The sequence below is a fragment of the Nocardia sp. NPDC051832 genome, from assembly GCF_040681285.1.
GTDB lineage: Bacteria > Actinomycetota > Actinomycetes > Mycobacteriales > Mycobacteriaceae > Nocardia.
This window is the reverse complement of sequence record NZ_JBFAYL010000002.1, coordinates 60,720-73,774: the sequence shown is the minus strand read 5'-3', so window position 1 is coordinate 73,774 and position 13,055 is coordinate 60,720. Positions and strand designations below refer to the sequence as shown.

Annotated in this window: 16 protein-coding genes and 1 pseudogene; 10 read left to right on the top strand and 7 right to left on the bottom strand. The window is 67.8% G+C overall.

From position 1 onward, the window contains the following. The first annotated feature begins 1 nt into the window (after position 1). From moaCB to AB0M14_RS10000, 3 genes are all read left to right on the top strand, one after another. Entirely contained in the window at positions 2–1,024 is a 1,023-nt protein-coding gene (gene moaCB, locus AB0M14_RS10010) for a bifunctional molybdenum cofactor biosynthesis protein MoaC/MoaB (protein WP_364991712.1), read from the top strand. Continuing rightward, positions 1,017–1,445, top strand: coding sequence for a molybdenum cofactor biosynthesis protein MoaE (locus AB0M14_RS10005; RefSeq protein WP_364991709.1), 429 nt, complete (start codon positions 1,017–1,019; stop codon positions 1,443–1,445). Before moaCB ends, AB0M14_RS10005 begins: the two co-directional genes overlap by 8 nt. An 81-nt stretch (positions 1,446–1,526) precedes the next feature. Continuing rightward, the gene (locus tag AB0M14_RS10000; protein ID WP_364991706.1) at positions 1,527–2,498 is read left to right on the top strand and encodes an AraC family transcriptional regulator ligand-binding domain-containing protein; all 972 of its coding nucleotides are present in this window, start codon (positions 1,527–1,529) and stop codon (positions 2,496–2,498) included. Between the two features lie 135 nt (positions 2,499–2,633). Here AB0M14_RS10000 and AB0M14_RS09995 read toward each other — a convergent pair whose 3' ends face one another. The 3 genes and pseudogenes from AB0M14_RS09995 to AB0M14_RS09985 all read right to left on the bottom strand — a co-directional run bounded on the left by AB0M14_RS09995 (position 2,634) and on the right by AB0M14_RS09985 (position 5,897). Continuing rightward, positions 2,634–3,671: a GTP-binding protein gene (locus tag AB0M14_RS09995; RefSeq protein ID WP_364991703.1), complete on the bottom strand. Its 1,038-nt coding sequence runs from the start codon at positions 3,669–3,671 to the stop codon at positions 2,634–2,636. 829 nt (positions 3,672–4,500) lie between these two features. Further along, positions 4,501–5,283, bottom strand: a pseudogene (locus tag AB0M14_RS09990) (N-acetylmuramoyl-L-alanine amidase); the annotation flags it as partial. 134 nt (positions 5,284–5,417) lie between these two features. Next, positions 5,418–5,897 carry a sigma-70 family RNA polymerase sigma factor gene (locus AB0M14_RS09985; protein ID WP_364991701.1) on the bottom strand — a complete coding sequence of 160 codons (480 nt, stop codon included), beginning with the start codon at positions 5,895–5,897 and terminating at the stop codon, positions 5,418–5,420. 232 nt (positions 5,898–6,129) lie between these two features. Here AB0M14_RS09985 and AB0M14_RS09980 point away from each other — a divergent pair, with 232 nt between their 5' ends. After that, positions 6,130–6,501 (top strand): hypothetical protein, encoded by a 372-nt coding sequence (locus AB0M14_RS09980; protein WP_364991698.1) that lies wholly within the window; start codon positions 6,130–6,132, stop codon positions 6,499–6,501. Positions 6,502–6,520: 19 nt separating this feature from the next. Further along, positions 6,521–7,270 (top strand): SDR family oxidoreductase, encoded by a 750-nt coding sequence (locus AB0M14_RS09975; protein ID WP_364991695.1) that lies wholly within the window; start codon positions 6,521–6,523, stop codon positions 7,268–7,270. Positions 7,271–7,429: 159 nt separating this feature from the next. On the opposite strand, the gene AB0M14_RS09970 is transcribed toward AB0M14_RS09975, so the two are convergent. Then, the gene (locus tag AB0M14_RS09970; protein ID WP_364991693.1) at positions 7,430–7,867 is read right to left on the bottom strand and encodes a hypothetical protein; all 438 of its coding nucleotides are present in this window, start codon (positions 7,865–7,867) and stop codon (positions 7,430–7,432) included. Between the two features lie 100 nt (positions 7,868–7,967). Between AB0M14_RS09970 and AB0M14_RS09965 the strand changes: the two genes are divergently transcribed. From AB0M14_RS09965 to AB0M14_RS09955, 3 genes are read left to right on the top strand one after another with little or no spacing between them, the layout of a single operon-like run. After that, a complete protein-coding gene (locus tag AB0M14_RS09965) occupies positions 7,968–8,537 on the top strand; it encodes a TetR/AcrR family transcriptional regulator (protein ID WP_364991691.1) in 570 nt (189 codons plus the stop codon). Positions 8,538–8,572: 35 nt separating this feature from the next. Next, positions 8,573–8,920 (top strand): hypothetical protein, encoded by a 348-nt coding sequence (locus AB0M14_RS09960; RefSeq protein ID WP_364991688.1) that lies wholly within the window; start codon positions 8,573–8,575, stop codon positions 8,918–8,920. Positions 8,921–8,945: 25 nt separating this feature from the next. Continuing rightward, entirely contained in the window at positions 8,946–9,272 is a 327-nt protein-coding gene (locus AB0M14_RS09955; protein WP_364991685.1) for a hypothetical protein, read from the top strand. A gap of 6 nt (positions 9,273–9,278) precedes the next feature. Here AB0M14_RS09955 and AB0M14_RS09950 read toward each other — a convergent pair whose 3' ends face one another. From AB0M14_RS09950 to AB0M14_RS09940, 3 genes are all read right to left on the bottom strand, one after another. Continuing rightward, a complete protein-coding gene (locus tag AB0M14_RS09950) occupies positions 9,279–10,007 on the bottom strand; it encodes an SDR family oxidoreductase (RefSeq protein WP_364991682.1) in 729 nt (242 codons plus the stop codon). 432 nt (positions 10,008–10,439) lie between these two features. Then, positions 10,440–10,754 (bottom strand): hypothetical protein, encoded by a 315-nt coding sequence (locus AB0M14_RS09945; RefSeq protein ID WP_364991680.1) that lies wholly within the window; start codon positions 10,752–10,754, stop codon positions 10,440–10,442. Continuing rightward, entirely contained in the window at positions 10,751–11,002 is a 252-nt protein-coding gene (locus AB0M14_RS09940; RefSeq protein WP_364991677.1) for a hypothetical protein, read from the bottom strand. The genes AB0M14_RS09945 and AB0M14_RS09940 overlap by 4 nt, the downstream gene beginning before the upstream one ends. A 247-nt stretch (positions 11,003–11,249) precedes the next feature. Here AB0M14_RS09940 and AB0M14_RS09935 point away from each other — a divergent pair, with 247 nt between their 5' ends. Both AB0M14_RS09935 and AB0M14_RS09930 read left to right on the top strand, forming a co-directional pair. Beyond that, a complete protein-coding gene (locus AB0M14_RS09935; RefSeq protein ID WP_364991674.1) occupies positions 11,250–12,386 on the top strand; it encodes a helix-turn-helix transcriptional regulator in 1,137 nt (378 codons plus the stop codon). Between the two features lie 276 nt (positions 12,387–12,662). Continuing rightward, on the top strand, positions 12,663–12,869 hold the full coding sequence (locus AB0M14_RS09930) for a hypothetical protein (RefSeq protein WP_364991671.1): 207 nt from the start codon (positions 12,663–12,665) through the stop codon (positions 12,867–12,869). The last annotated feature ends 186 nt before the right edge of the window (positions 12,870–13,055 follow it).

Below are 13,055 nucleotides of genomic sequence, written 5' to 3'. Positions count from 1 at the left end.
TATGAGTGAGTTGTCGCATGTCGACGGTGCGGGCCGGGCCCGCATGGTCGACGTGAGCGCGAAGAGCGAAACCACCCGGATCGCCGTCGCGGCCGGTGAGCTGCAGACCACCGCCGAGGTGGTGGCGCTGGTGCGGGCCGACGACATGCCCAAGGCCGACGTGCTGTCCACCGCGCGCATCGCCGGGATCATGGGCGCGAAGAAGACCTCCGAGCTCATCCCGCTGTGCCACCAGCTGGCGCTGTCGTCGGTGAAGGTGGAGTTCGGGTTCACCGAGTCCACCATCACCATCGAGGCCTCGGCCAAGACCCGGGGCCAGACCGGTGTCGAGATGGAGGCGCTGACCGCCGTGGCGGTGGCGGGGCTGACCTTGCACGACATGGTCAAGGCGGTGGACCCGGCGGCCACGCTGAACGGGGTCCGGCTGCTCACCAAAGAGGGTGGCAAGCACGGACATTGGGTCCGGCCGGACGACTCCACCACAACCGGATCCGGCGATCCGCTGGCCCAGTTGCACGAAGCGCACCGTGGCGATCCGGACACCCCCGGCGGGGGATCCGCGGTGGTCCTCGTCGCTTCGACCGGCGCCGCGGCCGGCACCCGGGAAGACACCACGGGCCCGCTGCTGGTGGATTGGCTGGCGGGGCTGGGCTTCTCGGCCCGCGGCCCGCTCGTCTACGCCGACGCCGACATCTCCTTCGGCCTGGCCGACGCCCTGCGTTTCGAGCCGGACCTGGTGATCACCACCGGCGGCACCGGCGCCTCGCCCACCGATGCCACCCCCGAGGCCACCCTGGCGCTGCTCGACCGCGAGCTGCCCGGCGTCGCCGAGGCGATCCGGCTGCGCGGCACCGCGAAGTTCCCGCTGGCCGCGCTCAGCCGCGGCGTCGCCGGCCTGGCCGGGCGCTCGGTGGTGGTGAACCTGCCGGGTTCCCCCGGCGGGGTCAAGGACGGCATCGCGGTCCTCGAACCACTCCTCGATCATCTGCTCGCGCAAGTAGCCGGAGGCGGCAACCATGAGTGAATCAGCAGTCACACTCGCCCGGATCAGCGATCAGCCGCTCGATCCCGCGGCGGTGGAACAGGCGGTGACCGGCCCGGCGCACGGCGCGGTCGTGGTGTTCACCGGAAAGGTCCGCGATCATGATGGCGGACAGTCGGTTTCGGCCCTGGAATACTCCGCGCACCCGGACGCCGAACGCTTCCTGCGCAAATGCTGCACCGAGGCGGCCGCCGCGTCCGGGCTGCCGGTCGCGGCCGTGCACCGGATCGGACCGCTGGGAATCGGGGATCTCGCCATCGTCGTGGCGGTCGCGGCCCCGCACCGCGCCGAGGCCTTCAGCGTCTGCGCCGACCTGGTGGACCGGATCAAACACGAGGTGCCGATCTGGAAGCGCCAGCTGTTCGCCGACGGCCTCTCCGAGTGGGTCAACGCCTGCGGTTGAGCCCCCTTGATCCGGTCGCCGAAACCCGCCGGCCGAGCTAGCGTCATCCCAGGTGGTCCAGCACGGCGGCAGGAGGGGCGCATGGGTACCAACCAGGTTTTGCTGCATCGGTTCGTCCTCGCCCAACTGGTTGCCGCCGGGCTGGATCGGGACCGCCTGGTCCGGGATTCCGGACTGCCCGAGTGGGCGCTGGCGACCGGCCCGAATCTGCATGTGCCGAGCGGAATCCTGACCCGGCTCTGGGAGCTCGCCGAGCACGGCACCGGCCCGGACATCGCGTTGTGGGTAGGCCAGCGCTACGAACTGAACCAGCTCGGGCTCTACGACTATCTGTTCTCCTCCGCGCCCACGCTCGGGGCGGGCCTGGCCACCTGCGATCCCTTCATCACCGCGGTGTCCACCAATCACCGCTTCGAGCTGGTGGCCGACGACCGCGAAACCAGCTTGCACCTGAGCATGTTCGAGGGCGAGGGCCGGGGCCGCGACCTGACCCTGCAATTCGGGCTGGCCGGGGTGTTGCACCGCGCCCGCCGCACGCTGGCCGCGCCGCTGGCCCCGCTGCGCGTCTCGCTGCGCCAGTCCGCGCCCGCCGACCTGGACCGGTTCGTCGAGGTATTCGGTACCACCGCACTGGAATTCGACGCCGACGACGACTGCCTCACCTTTCGCACCGCGGACATGGCGCTGCCGCTGACCACCGCCGACCCGATGCTCGCCGCGGTCTTGCGGCCGCTGGCCGACGCGCTGCCGCCACCGCCGCCGCTGGCCGTGGGCTGGCGGGACCTGGTCGCGCACGCGCTCGGCGAAGCGCTTGCCGAGGGGGAGGTCTCGCTGGAACGGGTAGCGCGCCGGCTCGCGACCAGCCCGCGCACGCTGCAACGCCGGCTGCGGGAGGCGGGCACCACCTGGCGCGAGGAACTGGACCGGGCGCGCGGCGCCCGCCTGCGGCAGGCCACCACGGCAGGACGGCTGAGCCGGGCGCACCAAGCCCAGTTACTCGGCTACGCGAACGCGGATTCGATGCGCCGTGCGGCGCGTCGCCTGTCCACGTAGTTCCCGCGCCGCGCCGGGGTCTGCGCCCCGTTGCGCAGGCCCCGACTCGGCAGGCAGAGCTCAATTCTGGTCCGGGCACGCGGCCCGGGGCAGGGACCAATACGCCAGCGTCCGGCCGAACGCGCCAATTTTCGATCAGTGCGGGGTGTAGCGCCAAACGCTCAGCAGCGCTTGCGGATCCAGCGGTTCGGCGGCGGTGTGCACGGTGTCCTGGAGACGTTTCAGCATCGTCTCGGCGTCCAGGCCCGCACCGATGAGAACCAGTTGCGTGGTGCGCGGTTCACCGCGAGACCAGGCGGCCGGTTCGAAGACCAGATGGTGGCCGACCAGGTGGAACAAGAACTTCCGGCGTTCCCCGGCGACGGCGAAGGCGGCGAATCCCTTGGCGCGGAACAGTCCGGCGGGCGGGTGCGCCAGGAAGTCGACGAGGCGGCGCGGATCCAATTCCGCGTCGCTGGTGAAGGACACGCTGGCGTAGTCGTCGTGCAGATGCCGGTGGCCCGGCGCGTCGTGATCGTGGTCGGCTTCGGCCAGCAGTTCGTCGAAGCTCAATTGCTCCGCGGCCGTGCCGGTTTCCCGCAGCGGCTCGTCGAAGAGCAGGCCGGGCTCGACGCGGCCGTGCGTGGTGGCGTAGACCGGGACCTGGCCGACCAGTTCGGTGAGGTCACCGCGTAGCTCGGCCAGATCGGCCGCCGGGACCCGGTCGGCCTTGTTGAGCACGACCAGATCCGCCAGCCGCAAGTGCTTGGCCAGCTCCGGATGCTGGGCGCGGCTGGCCGGAAACTGCTCGGCGTCGACCACCTCCACCAGACCGCCGTAGCGGATGCGCGGATTTTCGCTGGCCACGACCATCCGGATCAGATTGCGCGGCTCGGCCAGGCCGCTCGCCTCGACCACGATCACATCGATGCGGGCGCGCGGTTCGGACAGCGCGGTGAACATGTCGTCGAGTTCGGAGACGTCGACCGCGCAGCAGACGCAGCCGTTGCCCAGCGAGACCATGGCGTCGACCTGCCCCGCGACCAGCATGGCGTCGATATTGATCGCGCCGAAGTCGTTGACCACCACCCCGATCCGGGTGCCCCGGGTATTGCGCAGCAGATGGTTGAGCAGCGTCGTCTTCCCGGATCCGAGAAATCCGGCCACGATCAGAACAGGAATCCGCTCAGCCACCCGGGAGAGCCTAGTGGAACCAGAAATGCCGGACGCCGGGTCGGAGGGTGGGTTCCGACGGGGCGTCCGGCATTCCGGGCGGCCGGGACAGGTCGCAGACTTATTTGGCGGGACCGAGCAGGGTGCTCGCCAAGGTGTAGGCCAGGTTGATCAGTTCCGAGGTGATCGCGGAGTTGTCCATGCCGAACGAGCGGATCAGCGGAAGCAGCAGTTGCATACCGGCGCTCAGGAGCGCGCTGTTGTCCAGTTTCTCGCCGGGCTCGGTCTGCTCCTTGCCCGGCCCCTGGGTGCCCGGAGCGGGGCAGCCCGGTACCTTCGCCGCGCCCGGAGTCGTGGGACAGCCAGGAGCGGCCTGCGGATTCAGATTCTGGCCCTGAGTCCCGGGCGAGCTCTGGCCCTGAGCACTGGGCGAGCTCTGACTCTGCCCTTGGCCCTGTGTACCCGGCTGGCTCTGGGCCTGGGGCTGCGACTGGCCCTGGTTCTGCAGCAGGTCCTGGGACTGGCCCTGGCTCTGGCCCTGGCTCTGCGGCTGGCTCTGGGGCTGAGCCTGGGTCTGCGGCTGGCTCTGGGCCTGGCTCTGGCTCTGGCTCTGTGTACCCGGCGAGGCCGGAGTCTGGTCCTGCGTACCAGGCGAGGCCGGGCTCTGGTCCTGACTCAGCGTGCCCGGAGCAACTCGATAGCCCTGGGCCAGCGGCGCACTCGGCACCTGCGACGCGTCCGGAATCACCTGCGGCGCGGCGTCCGGGGTGTGGAGCGCGGGGAACTGCGGAGCCAGCGCGGTGGCGGCGGGCGCTCCTGCCGCCGAACCGGTTCCGCCCGCCGGTACGCCGAGCAGATAGCTGGCCAGTCCGGTGGTGATCGCGACGGCGTGGCGCAGCTGGCCCGCCTCGCTCTCCAGCAAGGCGGCGTCCTCGGGGTTGGCCCCGTTGCCCATCTCGAGGAACACGGTCGGCACCGTGGACAGCGCCGGCCCGGCGATGTCGACGCGGGTTTGCAGACCCTCCTGTGCTCCGGCGTAACCGGCGGGTGTGAAGCCCGCGTGCAGGTAGGCGTCGCGCACCAGCTTGGAGGCCGTCAGGCCGCCGGCGGACTGCGCCTGCTCGACCGCGGCGTCCGGGATCGGCAGCTGCGGCACGATGAGGTGGAAGCCGTTCACCGAGGCGGGAGCGCTGTCGGCGTGGATGCTCACCGCGACCTCGGCGCCGGAGGCGTTGGCGGCACGGGCCCGGTCGTCGACGCAGCCGCCCCAGCCGCTGTCGTCGTTGCGGCTCAGCACGACCCGCGCGCCGAGGCTCTCCAGCGACGCCTTGGCCAGCTGGGCAACATTCCAGTTGATGGTGTGCTCGGGGATGCCGTTCACGGTGACCATGCCGGTGGTCTGGCAGTCCTTGGTGCCGCCGCGACCGTTGTCGACCTGGCGCGACAGGTTCTCACCGTGGTCGGGTCCCTGATGGCCGGGGTCTAGGAAGATCGTTCTGCCGAGCAATTTCGTCGCCATCTCCGCGGGCGCCGGAGCGGCGTGCGCGGTGGCGGGCAACAATCCGGATATCGTGGCCACGATCGCGGCCGCCGCGCCGGTGCAGAGACCCGTTTTCAGAGTGCTTGGCTTCATGTGCGGTGTCGGTGCCCCGGGACGGAGCACCCCTCCCTTCCCACTAGTAACACCAGACTCATCGATCACTCTTGCAACATTCGTCACACAAGTGCAAGCACCTTTATAGAACTGTGATTGCCTATCAATGCTGGTCAGGCGGCCAGTGGGAGCCTACGCAACGTTTGCAGGGCGTAGAACACGCGGGTTTTCACGGTCCCGACCGGGACTCCGAGCTCGGCCGCCACCTCGCGGTAGGCGCGGTCGCGCAGGATCACCTCGGTCACCGCCTCGCGCTGCACCCGGGGCAGCCGGGCCAGCAGATCGTCGACGACCAGACCGTCGATCAGCCCGTCGGCGAAATCCGGGCTGGCGTGCCGCAGATCGATCAGCTCCCCGTGCTCGGACCATTCCGCGTCCACCGGCCGGGCGGCGCGGGCGCGACCCATGTCGATCAGCACGTTGCGCTCGATCGCCAGCAGCCAGGTCCGCACGCTGCCCTTGTTCGCGTCGAAGCGAGCGCAGGCCCGCCAGGCCCGCAACAGCGTCTCCTGCACCGCCTGTTCGGCCAGCCCGGAGTCACCGAGCCCCCGCATGGCGCGCCAATGCAACAGCGCGCGATCCGCTTTCAACACAGACGAGATGCCCTGCTCGGTGCACAAGCCGGCGCAAGTGATGCCACAACCCTTCACGCCATCGATATCGCGGCGGAGCCCCCGAATGACAACCGGAGGGACCGAGCACATCCGAAACGGGTGCGCGTTGCGCAGGTGACCGGAATCTCCTGGAATCCCTGCGGCTATGACTGAACTCTGGTATCTCTGACCGCTGAGGTCGGGCCCGATTCGCGAAGAGAGAGAACAGATCATGCGTGCACGCACGTTCGTGGTCGTGGGGGCGATGGCGTCCGCGATAACCCTGTCCATGTCCGGAGTCGCGGCGGCCGAGCCCGCGACCGTGATGCCCGAGGACGGCCTCTACCTGGTCGGCATCGACATCGTGCCGGGAACCTGGGAGGCGCCGGGCACTCCGGACCTCGCCCACGGCTGTGATTTCCGGCGGCTGTGGAAGGTGGAGGGCGACAACACCGACCAGTACAACATCATCGGCAACGACTTCACCCGGGTACGTCCGGTGCGCACCCTGATCAAGCCGACCGACGTGGCGTTCAAGACCACGAACTGCGGGCCCTGGCAGCTGGTTCCACCGAAGCCCAGCACCGGGTCATTCGGCGGCTGAGACAGTTAGGGTCCTCGGTATGACGAGGACCAAAATTCTGATCACCGGAGCCAGCGCCGGACTCGGCGCGGGCATGGCGCGTGAGTTCGCGGCCAAGGGACGCGACTTGGCCCTGTGCGCCCGGCGATTGGACGCGCTGGAAGCGTTGCGCACGGAACTGACTGCCGCCCACCCGAATATCACCGTCGCCGTACGAGCGCTCGACGTCGACGAGCACGCGGCGGTGCCACGGGTGTTCGCCGAGCTCCAGGACGACCTGGGCGGGCTGGACCGGGTGATCGTGAACGCGGGCATCGGGAAGGGCGCACGCATCGGCGGCGGTCGCGCGGACGCGAACATCGCCACCGCGACAACGAATTTCGTGAGTGCGCTAGCGCAGGCCGAGGCCGCCATGGAGATCTTCCGGGCGCAGAACGCGGGGCACTTGGTGCTGGTGTCCTCGATGAGCGCGGTGCGCGGACTACCCGGCAAGAAGGCGGCATATTCGGCGAGCAAGGCCGGGTTGGCCGCCTTGGGCGAGGCGCTGGCGGTGGAGCTCGCCAAGTCCCCGATCGCCGTGACGACCCTGCTGCCCGGGTTCATCGCCACCGATATGGCGGCCAAGGCCGGCGACGCGAAACTGGTCGCGCCGCTGGACAAGGGCGTCGGCGCGATGGTGCGCGCGATCGAGAAAGAGCAGGTCCGGGCCTGTGTGCCGGAGTGGCCGTGGCGGCTGTTCGACGTGCTGCTCCCCCGACTGCCCGGATCGGTGATCGCCCGGATGGGGTGATCGTTCCTTTAAGGGTGTTTTAAGGGCCTGTCAAGTACCCCAAGGCATTGTTCTTATCAACCGGCAGGGCCTGCTCCAGGAGGGGGGAGCAGGGCCACCGGGGAAATGAAAGCCCGGCGGCACAACCAGTGCCGCCGGGCTTTTCGGCGTTTCCGCTGTTCAGCCGAACACCACCAGGGCCGCCGCACCCAGGAAGACGCCCTGGACCAGGGTGCGTACCGGCAACGGCATGGTCTTGATGCCGAGGTTTTCGCGAGCGGCCCGAATATTCGCCGGGAACATCGCGATCATCATGAGTGCCAGGCAGACGGCCGCGAGTTTCGCGGTGGCCGGGATCAGCAGGCCGATCGCGCCCGCGATTTCCAGGACTCCGGTGAGCGCGACCCACGCGCCGGGGTTCGGCAGTCGCGGCGGAACCATCGCGACCAGCGCGCCGCGGCGCGGTTCGGCGAAGTGCGCGGTGGCGGTGAGCAGGAACATGGCGGCCAGGCCGAGGGCAGCGGCGTGCGACCAGGAATCGAGCCAGGCAATATCGCCGAGCCACCCCGCGAGGCGGGCGATCGCGGTGATGACGACGAGGACGAACAGCGGTGCCATCGGACAACTCCTGAGCTGTGGCAGCGAATCTTGACAGTGACTAGATTAGGTCCGTCGACTCGAACTTGTCAATGGCTAGATTGAGGGTCATGATCGACGCATGGGAAAGAGCAGTTATCACCACGGCGATCTGCGGGCCACGATCCTGGCCGCCGCCGCCGAGCAGATCGCGACCGAGGGTGTCGACTCGGTGTCCCTGCGCGGGCTGGCCCGCCGGGCGGGCGTCTCGCACGCGGCGCCGGCCCACCACTTCGGAGACCGCGCGGGCTTGCTCACCGCACTGGCAATCGAGGGCTTCGACCTGCTCGGGGCCGAATTGACCTCCGCGGGAACGGATTTCCGGGAGGTCGCGGTCGCCTACGTGCGCTTCGCCCTGCGTCACCCCGGGCACTTCGACGTGATGTATCGCCGAGATCTGTTGCACGGCGACGACCCCGGGCTCGCGGCGGCCCGGGACCGATCGGGCGCCGCGCTGCGCTCGGGGGTGGCGGAACTGTCGCCGGCCCAGCCGCGGCAGCGCCAGCAGGCCACTCAGCTGGCAGCCTGGTCGCTGGTCCACGGCTTCGCGTCGCTGTGGCGGGAAGGGGCGCTGCGGAATTCGGCGCTGGCCACCACCGACGATCCCGAGGCGCTGGCCCGGGAGATGCTGGCCACCGTCCAACTCGATTGAGCCGCAGGCGATTTTTATCTGTGATAGGCAGAACCATGCAAGTCCATGCCTATCCGACCGACGCCACCGTTCCGGTGCAGCTGCCCGAGGCCGAGCGGATCGCGGCCACCCACCTGTCGGATCCGGGGGATACGACCGGCGGCGTCGAGCACGTGGTCACCGAATTCGAGTCCTGCTTCACCGTCGTCGCGATCGTCCCGAGCACCGCCGATCAGACCATCGCACCGCCGCTCACGCCGGTCTCGGTCATCGACAAGGCCACCGGTGCTGTCTCATACTGGCCGAGTTACCCGGTCGCCGTCGTCGCCGAGCGCTATGGAGCGGCGCTCGCCGACGCCGGTCTGATCATCGAGGACGACTGGCCGGGTGCCGCGGAGGGCTGACCCAGCCTCCGCCTGGGGAGGGATCATGAGTTCACCAGCCGCGGAAGACGATCCGGCCACCGAGATCACCGATCGAATCGGGCGGACCTTGCACGCCCTGATGCCGGCAGATGCCACCCGGATCCGCGCCCTCGGCGACGCCGGCGACGAGTGGGCCCGCGCCACCCTCGAATTCGAGGACAGCACAGGAATTTTCGTCGGCTTCGCCCTCGCCCGGCTGCCCGCTCCCGAGGCCCGGTCGATCACCAGCGCCGTGCTGGCGCTGCATCGACTGATGCGCGACTACGACCCGTGGGACAGCTTCGTCATCACTGTGGATCGAAATGGTTGCGTGACAGTGGATTACAGCTGACACGGCTCAGTCGACGAGCGCGCCGCAGGTGAGGTTGAGGACCGTGCCGGTCATCGCGCCTGCCCCGTCGGAGGCCGCGAAGACCGCCGCCGCCGCGACCTCGGCCAACCGGGGCAGCCGCCCGAGCCGGGTGTCGCGGATCAACGACCGCAGGGCTTGATCGTCCTCGGACAGGCCGGGGACGGTCTCCGGGGTGAAGTTGGGCCGGAGACACACCACGCGCACCCCGGCCGGGCCGACCTCGCCCGCGAGGCTCCGGTTGAGTGCTTCGATGCCGGCGCAGGCCAGATTGAATCCGCCCATACGGTGGCGGGATTCGCCGGCCGCCGACGCGGAGAGCAAGACGATGACGCCGGAGCCCTGAGCCGTCATCCGGCGGGCCGCCGCGGTGGTGGTGATGAAATTCGAACGCGCCGCGTCCACGATCGGGGTCATGAAGTCTTCCAGCTTCATGTCGATGAGCGGCACGTCCTGTACCGCGGCCATGCCCACCGCGTTGAACGAGATGTCCAGCGCCCCGGCCTGGTCGACGACGTGATCGGCGTGCGCCTCGACCGCCGCTTGATCGAACACGTCGAGCGGACTGACCGCGGCACGGCCACCGGCATCAGCGATCTCGGCGGCCACCGCCTCAAGTGTCGCCCGGGTCCGCCCGACCAGATACACCTGCGCGCCCGCATCGGCGAACGCGCGCGCCACCGCACCGCCCATCTTTCCGCCCGCCCCGTACACCACAGCAGTTTTCCCACTCAATCGCATACCAGGACTGACGACCCCGCCCCGCCAAAGTCATCGCTGCCGGACAAACCTCCGTGCGGACGCCCGGTTCAGGACAGGCTCCGCAGGGCCAGTTCGATGTGCCGCCGCATCGTGTCCGGTTCGAGTGCGGGTCGGCATCTGCTACCCGGGTCAGGGCACGTTGAACGAGTAGCCCTTTCTCGTGGCCGTGGTCGTTCGCGGCCACATCGAGATAGGTTGCCTCTGACTTCTGTTGGTGAGCAAAGGAATTCGTTGCGCCAATCATTGTGCACCGATGCGTTCTCGTCGAAATGTACTCCCGGTCGCGATGACAATGGAAAGGGGCGATGTCGAATGCGACCCGAGGCCGGCCGGGCGGTCCGGGGGACCGGTCACGCGCTTCGAGAGATGGGCAGTCGGCGGCGAAGCTCATCGGGACTCCCGTGAGGTGTCCGGCGTCATCCTTCCCGCCTGGATCAGCGCGCGGCGAGCTGCCGCCTTGCGCGGACAATGATTGACGCTGCACCCCCGGTGGCTCTGCATCGCCTGGTGCGCCTCCGGAACGCTAAGCGGATACTCAGGGGCCTCGTGCGGCCATCCGGTAGGCCGCAGTCCGCCAATAGTCGACTGCGGGGTTTCCTGTTCGCGGCGTTGTTCGGCACGCCACTCGGCCTGGACGCGATCGATGATGGCTTGTGGTGAGCTTTCGTCGGGTTCGGCTTCTCGCCACCAGTTGAAGCTCATCGTCGTCGCCCGCCGTGGTCGACCGCGTCGGTTGCGCGTTCATGGCCATGGCGGACAAGCCCAGCGTCGGTAAGGGAGTCCAGGGCCTTCAGCATGTCCTCGTACTGGCTGAGATCGCGGATGGCCTCCAGCGTGGAGGCCTGCGGAACCGACTGGCTCCTGAGCTCTTCTGCGATAATTTCCAACTCGCGGAGAACGCCGGAAAGGTTGCTGTCGCCGGTGGCGTGTGACGGGTTGACCTGGACCATAAGTGTTGCCTCCCTGTGATTCTCGGATCGCGCCCCAACCCGGAGAAGGATGTCGGCGTGCCTCTCGGTTCGGGGCCTATAGAAAGCGTTCCGGTTTGTCGGGGTGCAGCAGGAGTGGCAAGACAGTGGCATGTGGCGTGCGCTCGAGGCGGGCCCTCGAAGCCCGGAACCGGCGCTAGTGGCATCGGGGGTGGCACGCAGTCCGCGGGGGCGCGCCGGGGACGGGTTTGGTGGCAGGCTTAGTGGCATGTCGGCGGCCACGGGAAGACTGATCAAACAGTTGCGTGTTGCTAAAGGGTGGAGTCAGGGCAAACTTGCCAGCGAGCTGTCCAAGGTGTCGGGGTGCAACATGACCCGCGAATACATCTCGCGGCACTGGGAGTCGGGCAAAACCGAGCCGTCGCCGTTCTGGCTGAGCCATCTTGCGACCGTGCTGGATTGCCCGGCGGAACTATTGGAGGGCGATGTGGACCGTCGAGAGTTCTTAACACACCTTGCCGCTACCTCGATTGCGCCGGTCGTCGCGTCTGATCTCCTGTCACAGGGATTTTCGACGCGATTGCACTCGACCGGCCCCAGCGTGGATACGTGGGAAGCGAAGCTTGCTCAGTACGGCACCGACTACATGAGCCAGGGTGCGGCCCAGATACAGCAACGGTTGGCCGCCGATCTCGTTGTGCTGCAACAGCAATTGGACTCGCCACGCATGTGGGCTGTCGCGGCTCGGTTGATGACCTTGTTTGCGAAGACGTATCCAGGCAGGGACGGCAACAAGGCGATCTCGTGGTATCGGATGGCTGCTGAGTCCGCCGACCGATCAGACGATGCGGCCATTCGGGTGTGGGTGCGTGGCCGTGCCGCTATCGCGCTCGGCTACGAGGGTGCATCGTTGCCCGTGGCGCGACGCTTCGCTGATCAGGCGATAGCGATTAGCGACCGGCACAGTCTGGGGCGTTTGAATGCGATCTGGGGGAAGGCTCACGCGGCAGTGATCCAGGGCGATTCCCGGACCGTGCGAGAGCTGATCGATACCGGCCGACGTGAGTTCGATGTGTCCTACAGCGACGAGCAAACCTCCGACTACGCGGTGCCGTGGTGGCGCGTCAACGTATTCCTGAGCTTGCTGGCGGCACGCATGGGCGACGAGAGGATCGCTGTGCAAGCCCAGGCCGACGCGCGCCGCGAGTTGCCGCCCGAGTTGCCGCGATTCGCCACTCATCTCGATATGCATCGCGGTCTGATGCTGGTCCGCGCCGGAGATCGCGATCAAGGCGTGAGACTGGCTCGTGGCGCGCTTGACGCTCTGCCTGCCGAGAAACATTCACTCACGCTGCGCATGCTGATGGACGAGATCGAGGGGCCAAAGACTACGAGCATCGGATAAGCGCACTGCAGCTGACTCTGTCGCGCGTGTCCATTAGTTTATTGAGTCATTGAAGAAGTAGTTTTCAACCTTGGCCGCGCGGCCGCAAGTGTTACTTATATAAGTCTGAATATAGCCATGCGCAAGTGCCACACGCCCACCGTTGCCATGTTTCTGCGATGATCACTCAGCCAGCTCGACACTCCCTGCGGCCAGAGCTGGCGGGCGATCCGCCGGCCCCTGTGGACCGCAGACAATCCCGGGCCAGTTCGTCGACCTTCACGTGTTCAGGTAGGTGTGGATGCGTTCGCGGTCGTTGTTGCTGTAGCCCATGATCTCGGCGATTTCGGTGAGGCTGGTAACGCCGCTGTGGAGCAGGACGACTACCTCGCGGTCGTCTTCGTTGAGGAGGGCGAGGAGGTCTCCGCAGACGATACGGTCGACAACTTCTGTTTCGGGCCCTTGGAGCGGGATGGTCGGTCAGTTCGACGAAGAGCACTTTGATCTTGGAGCGCTTGCATTCGAAGTCGGGTCTTCCAAAGGTCCAACGGTCTGAGAAGTTTGAGTACCACCCGCCTGGAAACCGCACACCGCCCGGCGGTCCGCGACTGCGCGCGTTCGCGAACTTTCTGTGGAAACACACATCACCACGGAGTTATGCGCTACGGTATCGCCCGTTCACACGGTTGC

What these genes read in the sequence shown, in the direction of transcription:
- AB0M14_RS10005 (WP_364991709.1), top strand. Translation starts at nt 1,017, where the DNA reads ATGAGTGAATCAGCAGTCACACTCGCCCGGATCAGCGATCAGCCGCTC.
- AB0M14_RS09980 (WP_364991698.1), top strand. Translation starts at nt 6,130, where the DNA reads ATGCGTGCACGCACGTTCGTGGTCGTGGGGGCGATGGCGTCCGCGATA.
- moaCB (WP_364991712.1), top strand. Translation starts at nt 2, where the DNA reads ATGAGTGAGTTGTCGCATGTCGACGGTGCGGGCCGGGCCCGCATGGTC.
- AB0M14_RS09960 (WP_364991688.1), top strand. Translation starts at nt 8,573, where the DNA reads ATGCAAGTCCATGCCTATCCGACCGACGCCACCGTTCCGGTGCAGCTG.
- AB0M14_RS09945 (WP_364991680.1), bottom strand. Translation starts at nt 10,754, where the DNA reads ATGAGCTTCAACTGGTGGCGAGAAGCCGAACCCGACGAAAGCTCACCA.
- AB0M14_RS09975 (WP_364991695.1), top strand. Translation starts at nt 6,521, where the DNA reads ATGACGAGGACCAAAATTCTGATCACCGGAGCCAGCGCCGGACTCGGC.
- AB0M14_RS09955 (WP_364991685.1), top strand. Translation starts at nt 8,946, where the DNA reads ATGAGTTCACCAGCCGCGGAAGACGATCCGGCCACCGAGATCACCGAT.
- AB0M14_RS09965 (WP_364991691.1), top strand. Translation starts at nt 7,968, where the DNA reads ATGGGAAAGAGCAGTTATCACCACGGCGATCTGCGGGCCACGATCCTG.
- AB0M14_RS09935 (WP_364991674.1), top strand. Translation starts at nt 11,250, where the DNA reads ATGTCGGCGGCCACGGGAAGACTGATCAAACAGTTGCGTGTTGCTAAA.
- AB0M14_RS10000 (WP_364991706.1), top strand. Translation starts at nt 1,527, where the DNA reads ATGGGTACCAACCAGGTTTTGCTGCATCGGTTCGTCCTCGCCCAACTG.
- AB0M14_RS09970 (WP_364991693.1), bottom strand. Translation starts at nt 7,867, where the DNA reads ATGGCACCGCTGTTCGTCCTCGTCGTCATCACCGCGATCGCCCGCCTC.
- AB0M14_RS09940 (WP_364991677.1), bottom strand. Translation starts at nt 11,002, where the DNA reads ATGGTCCAGGTCAACCCGTCACACGCCACCGGCGACAGCAACCTTTCC.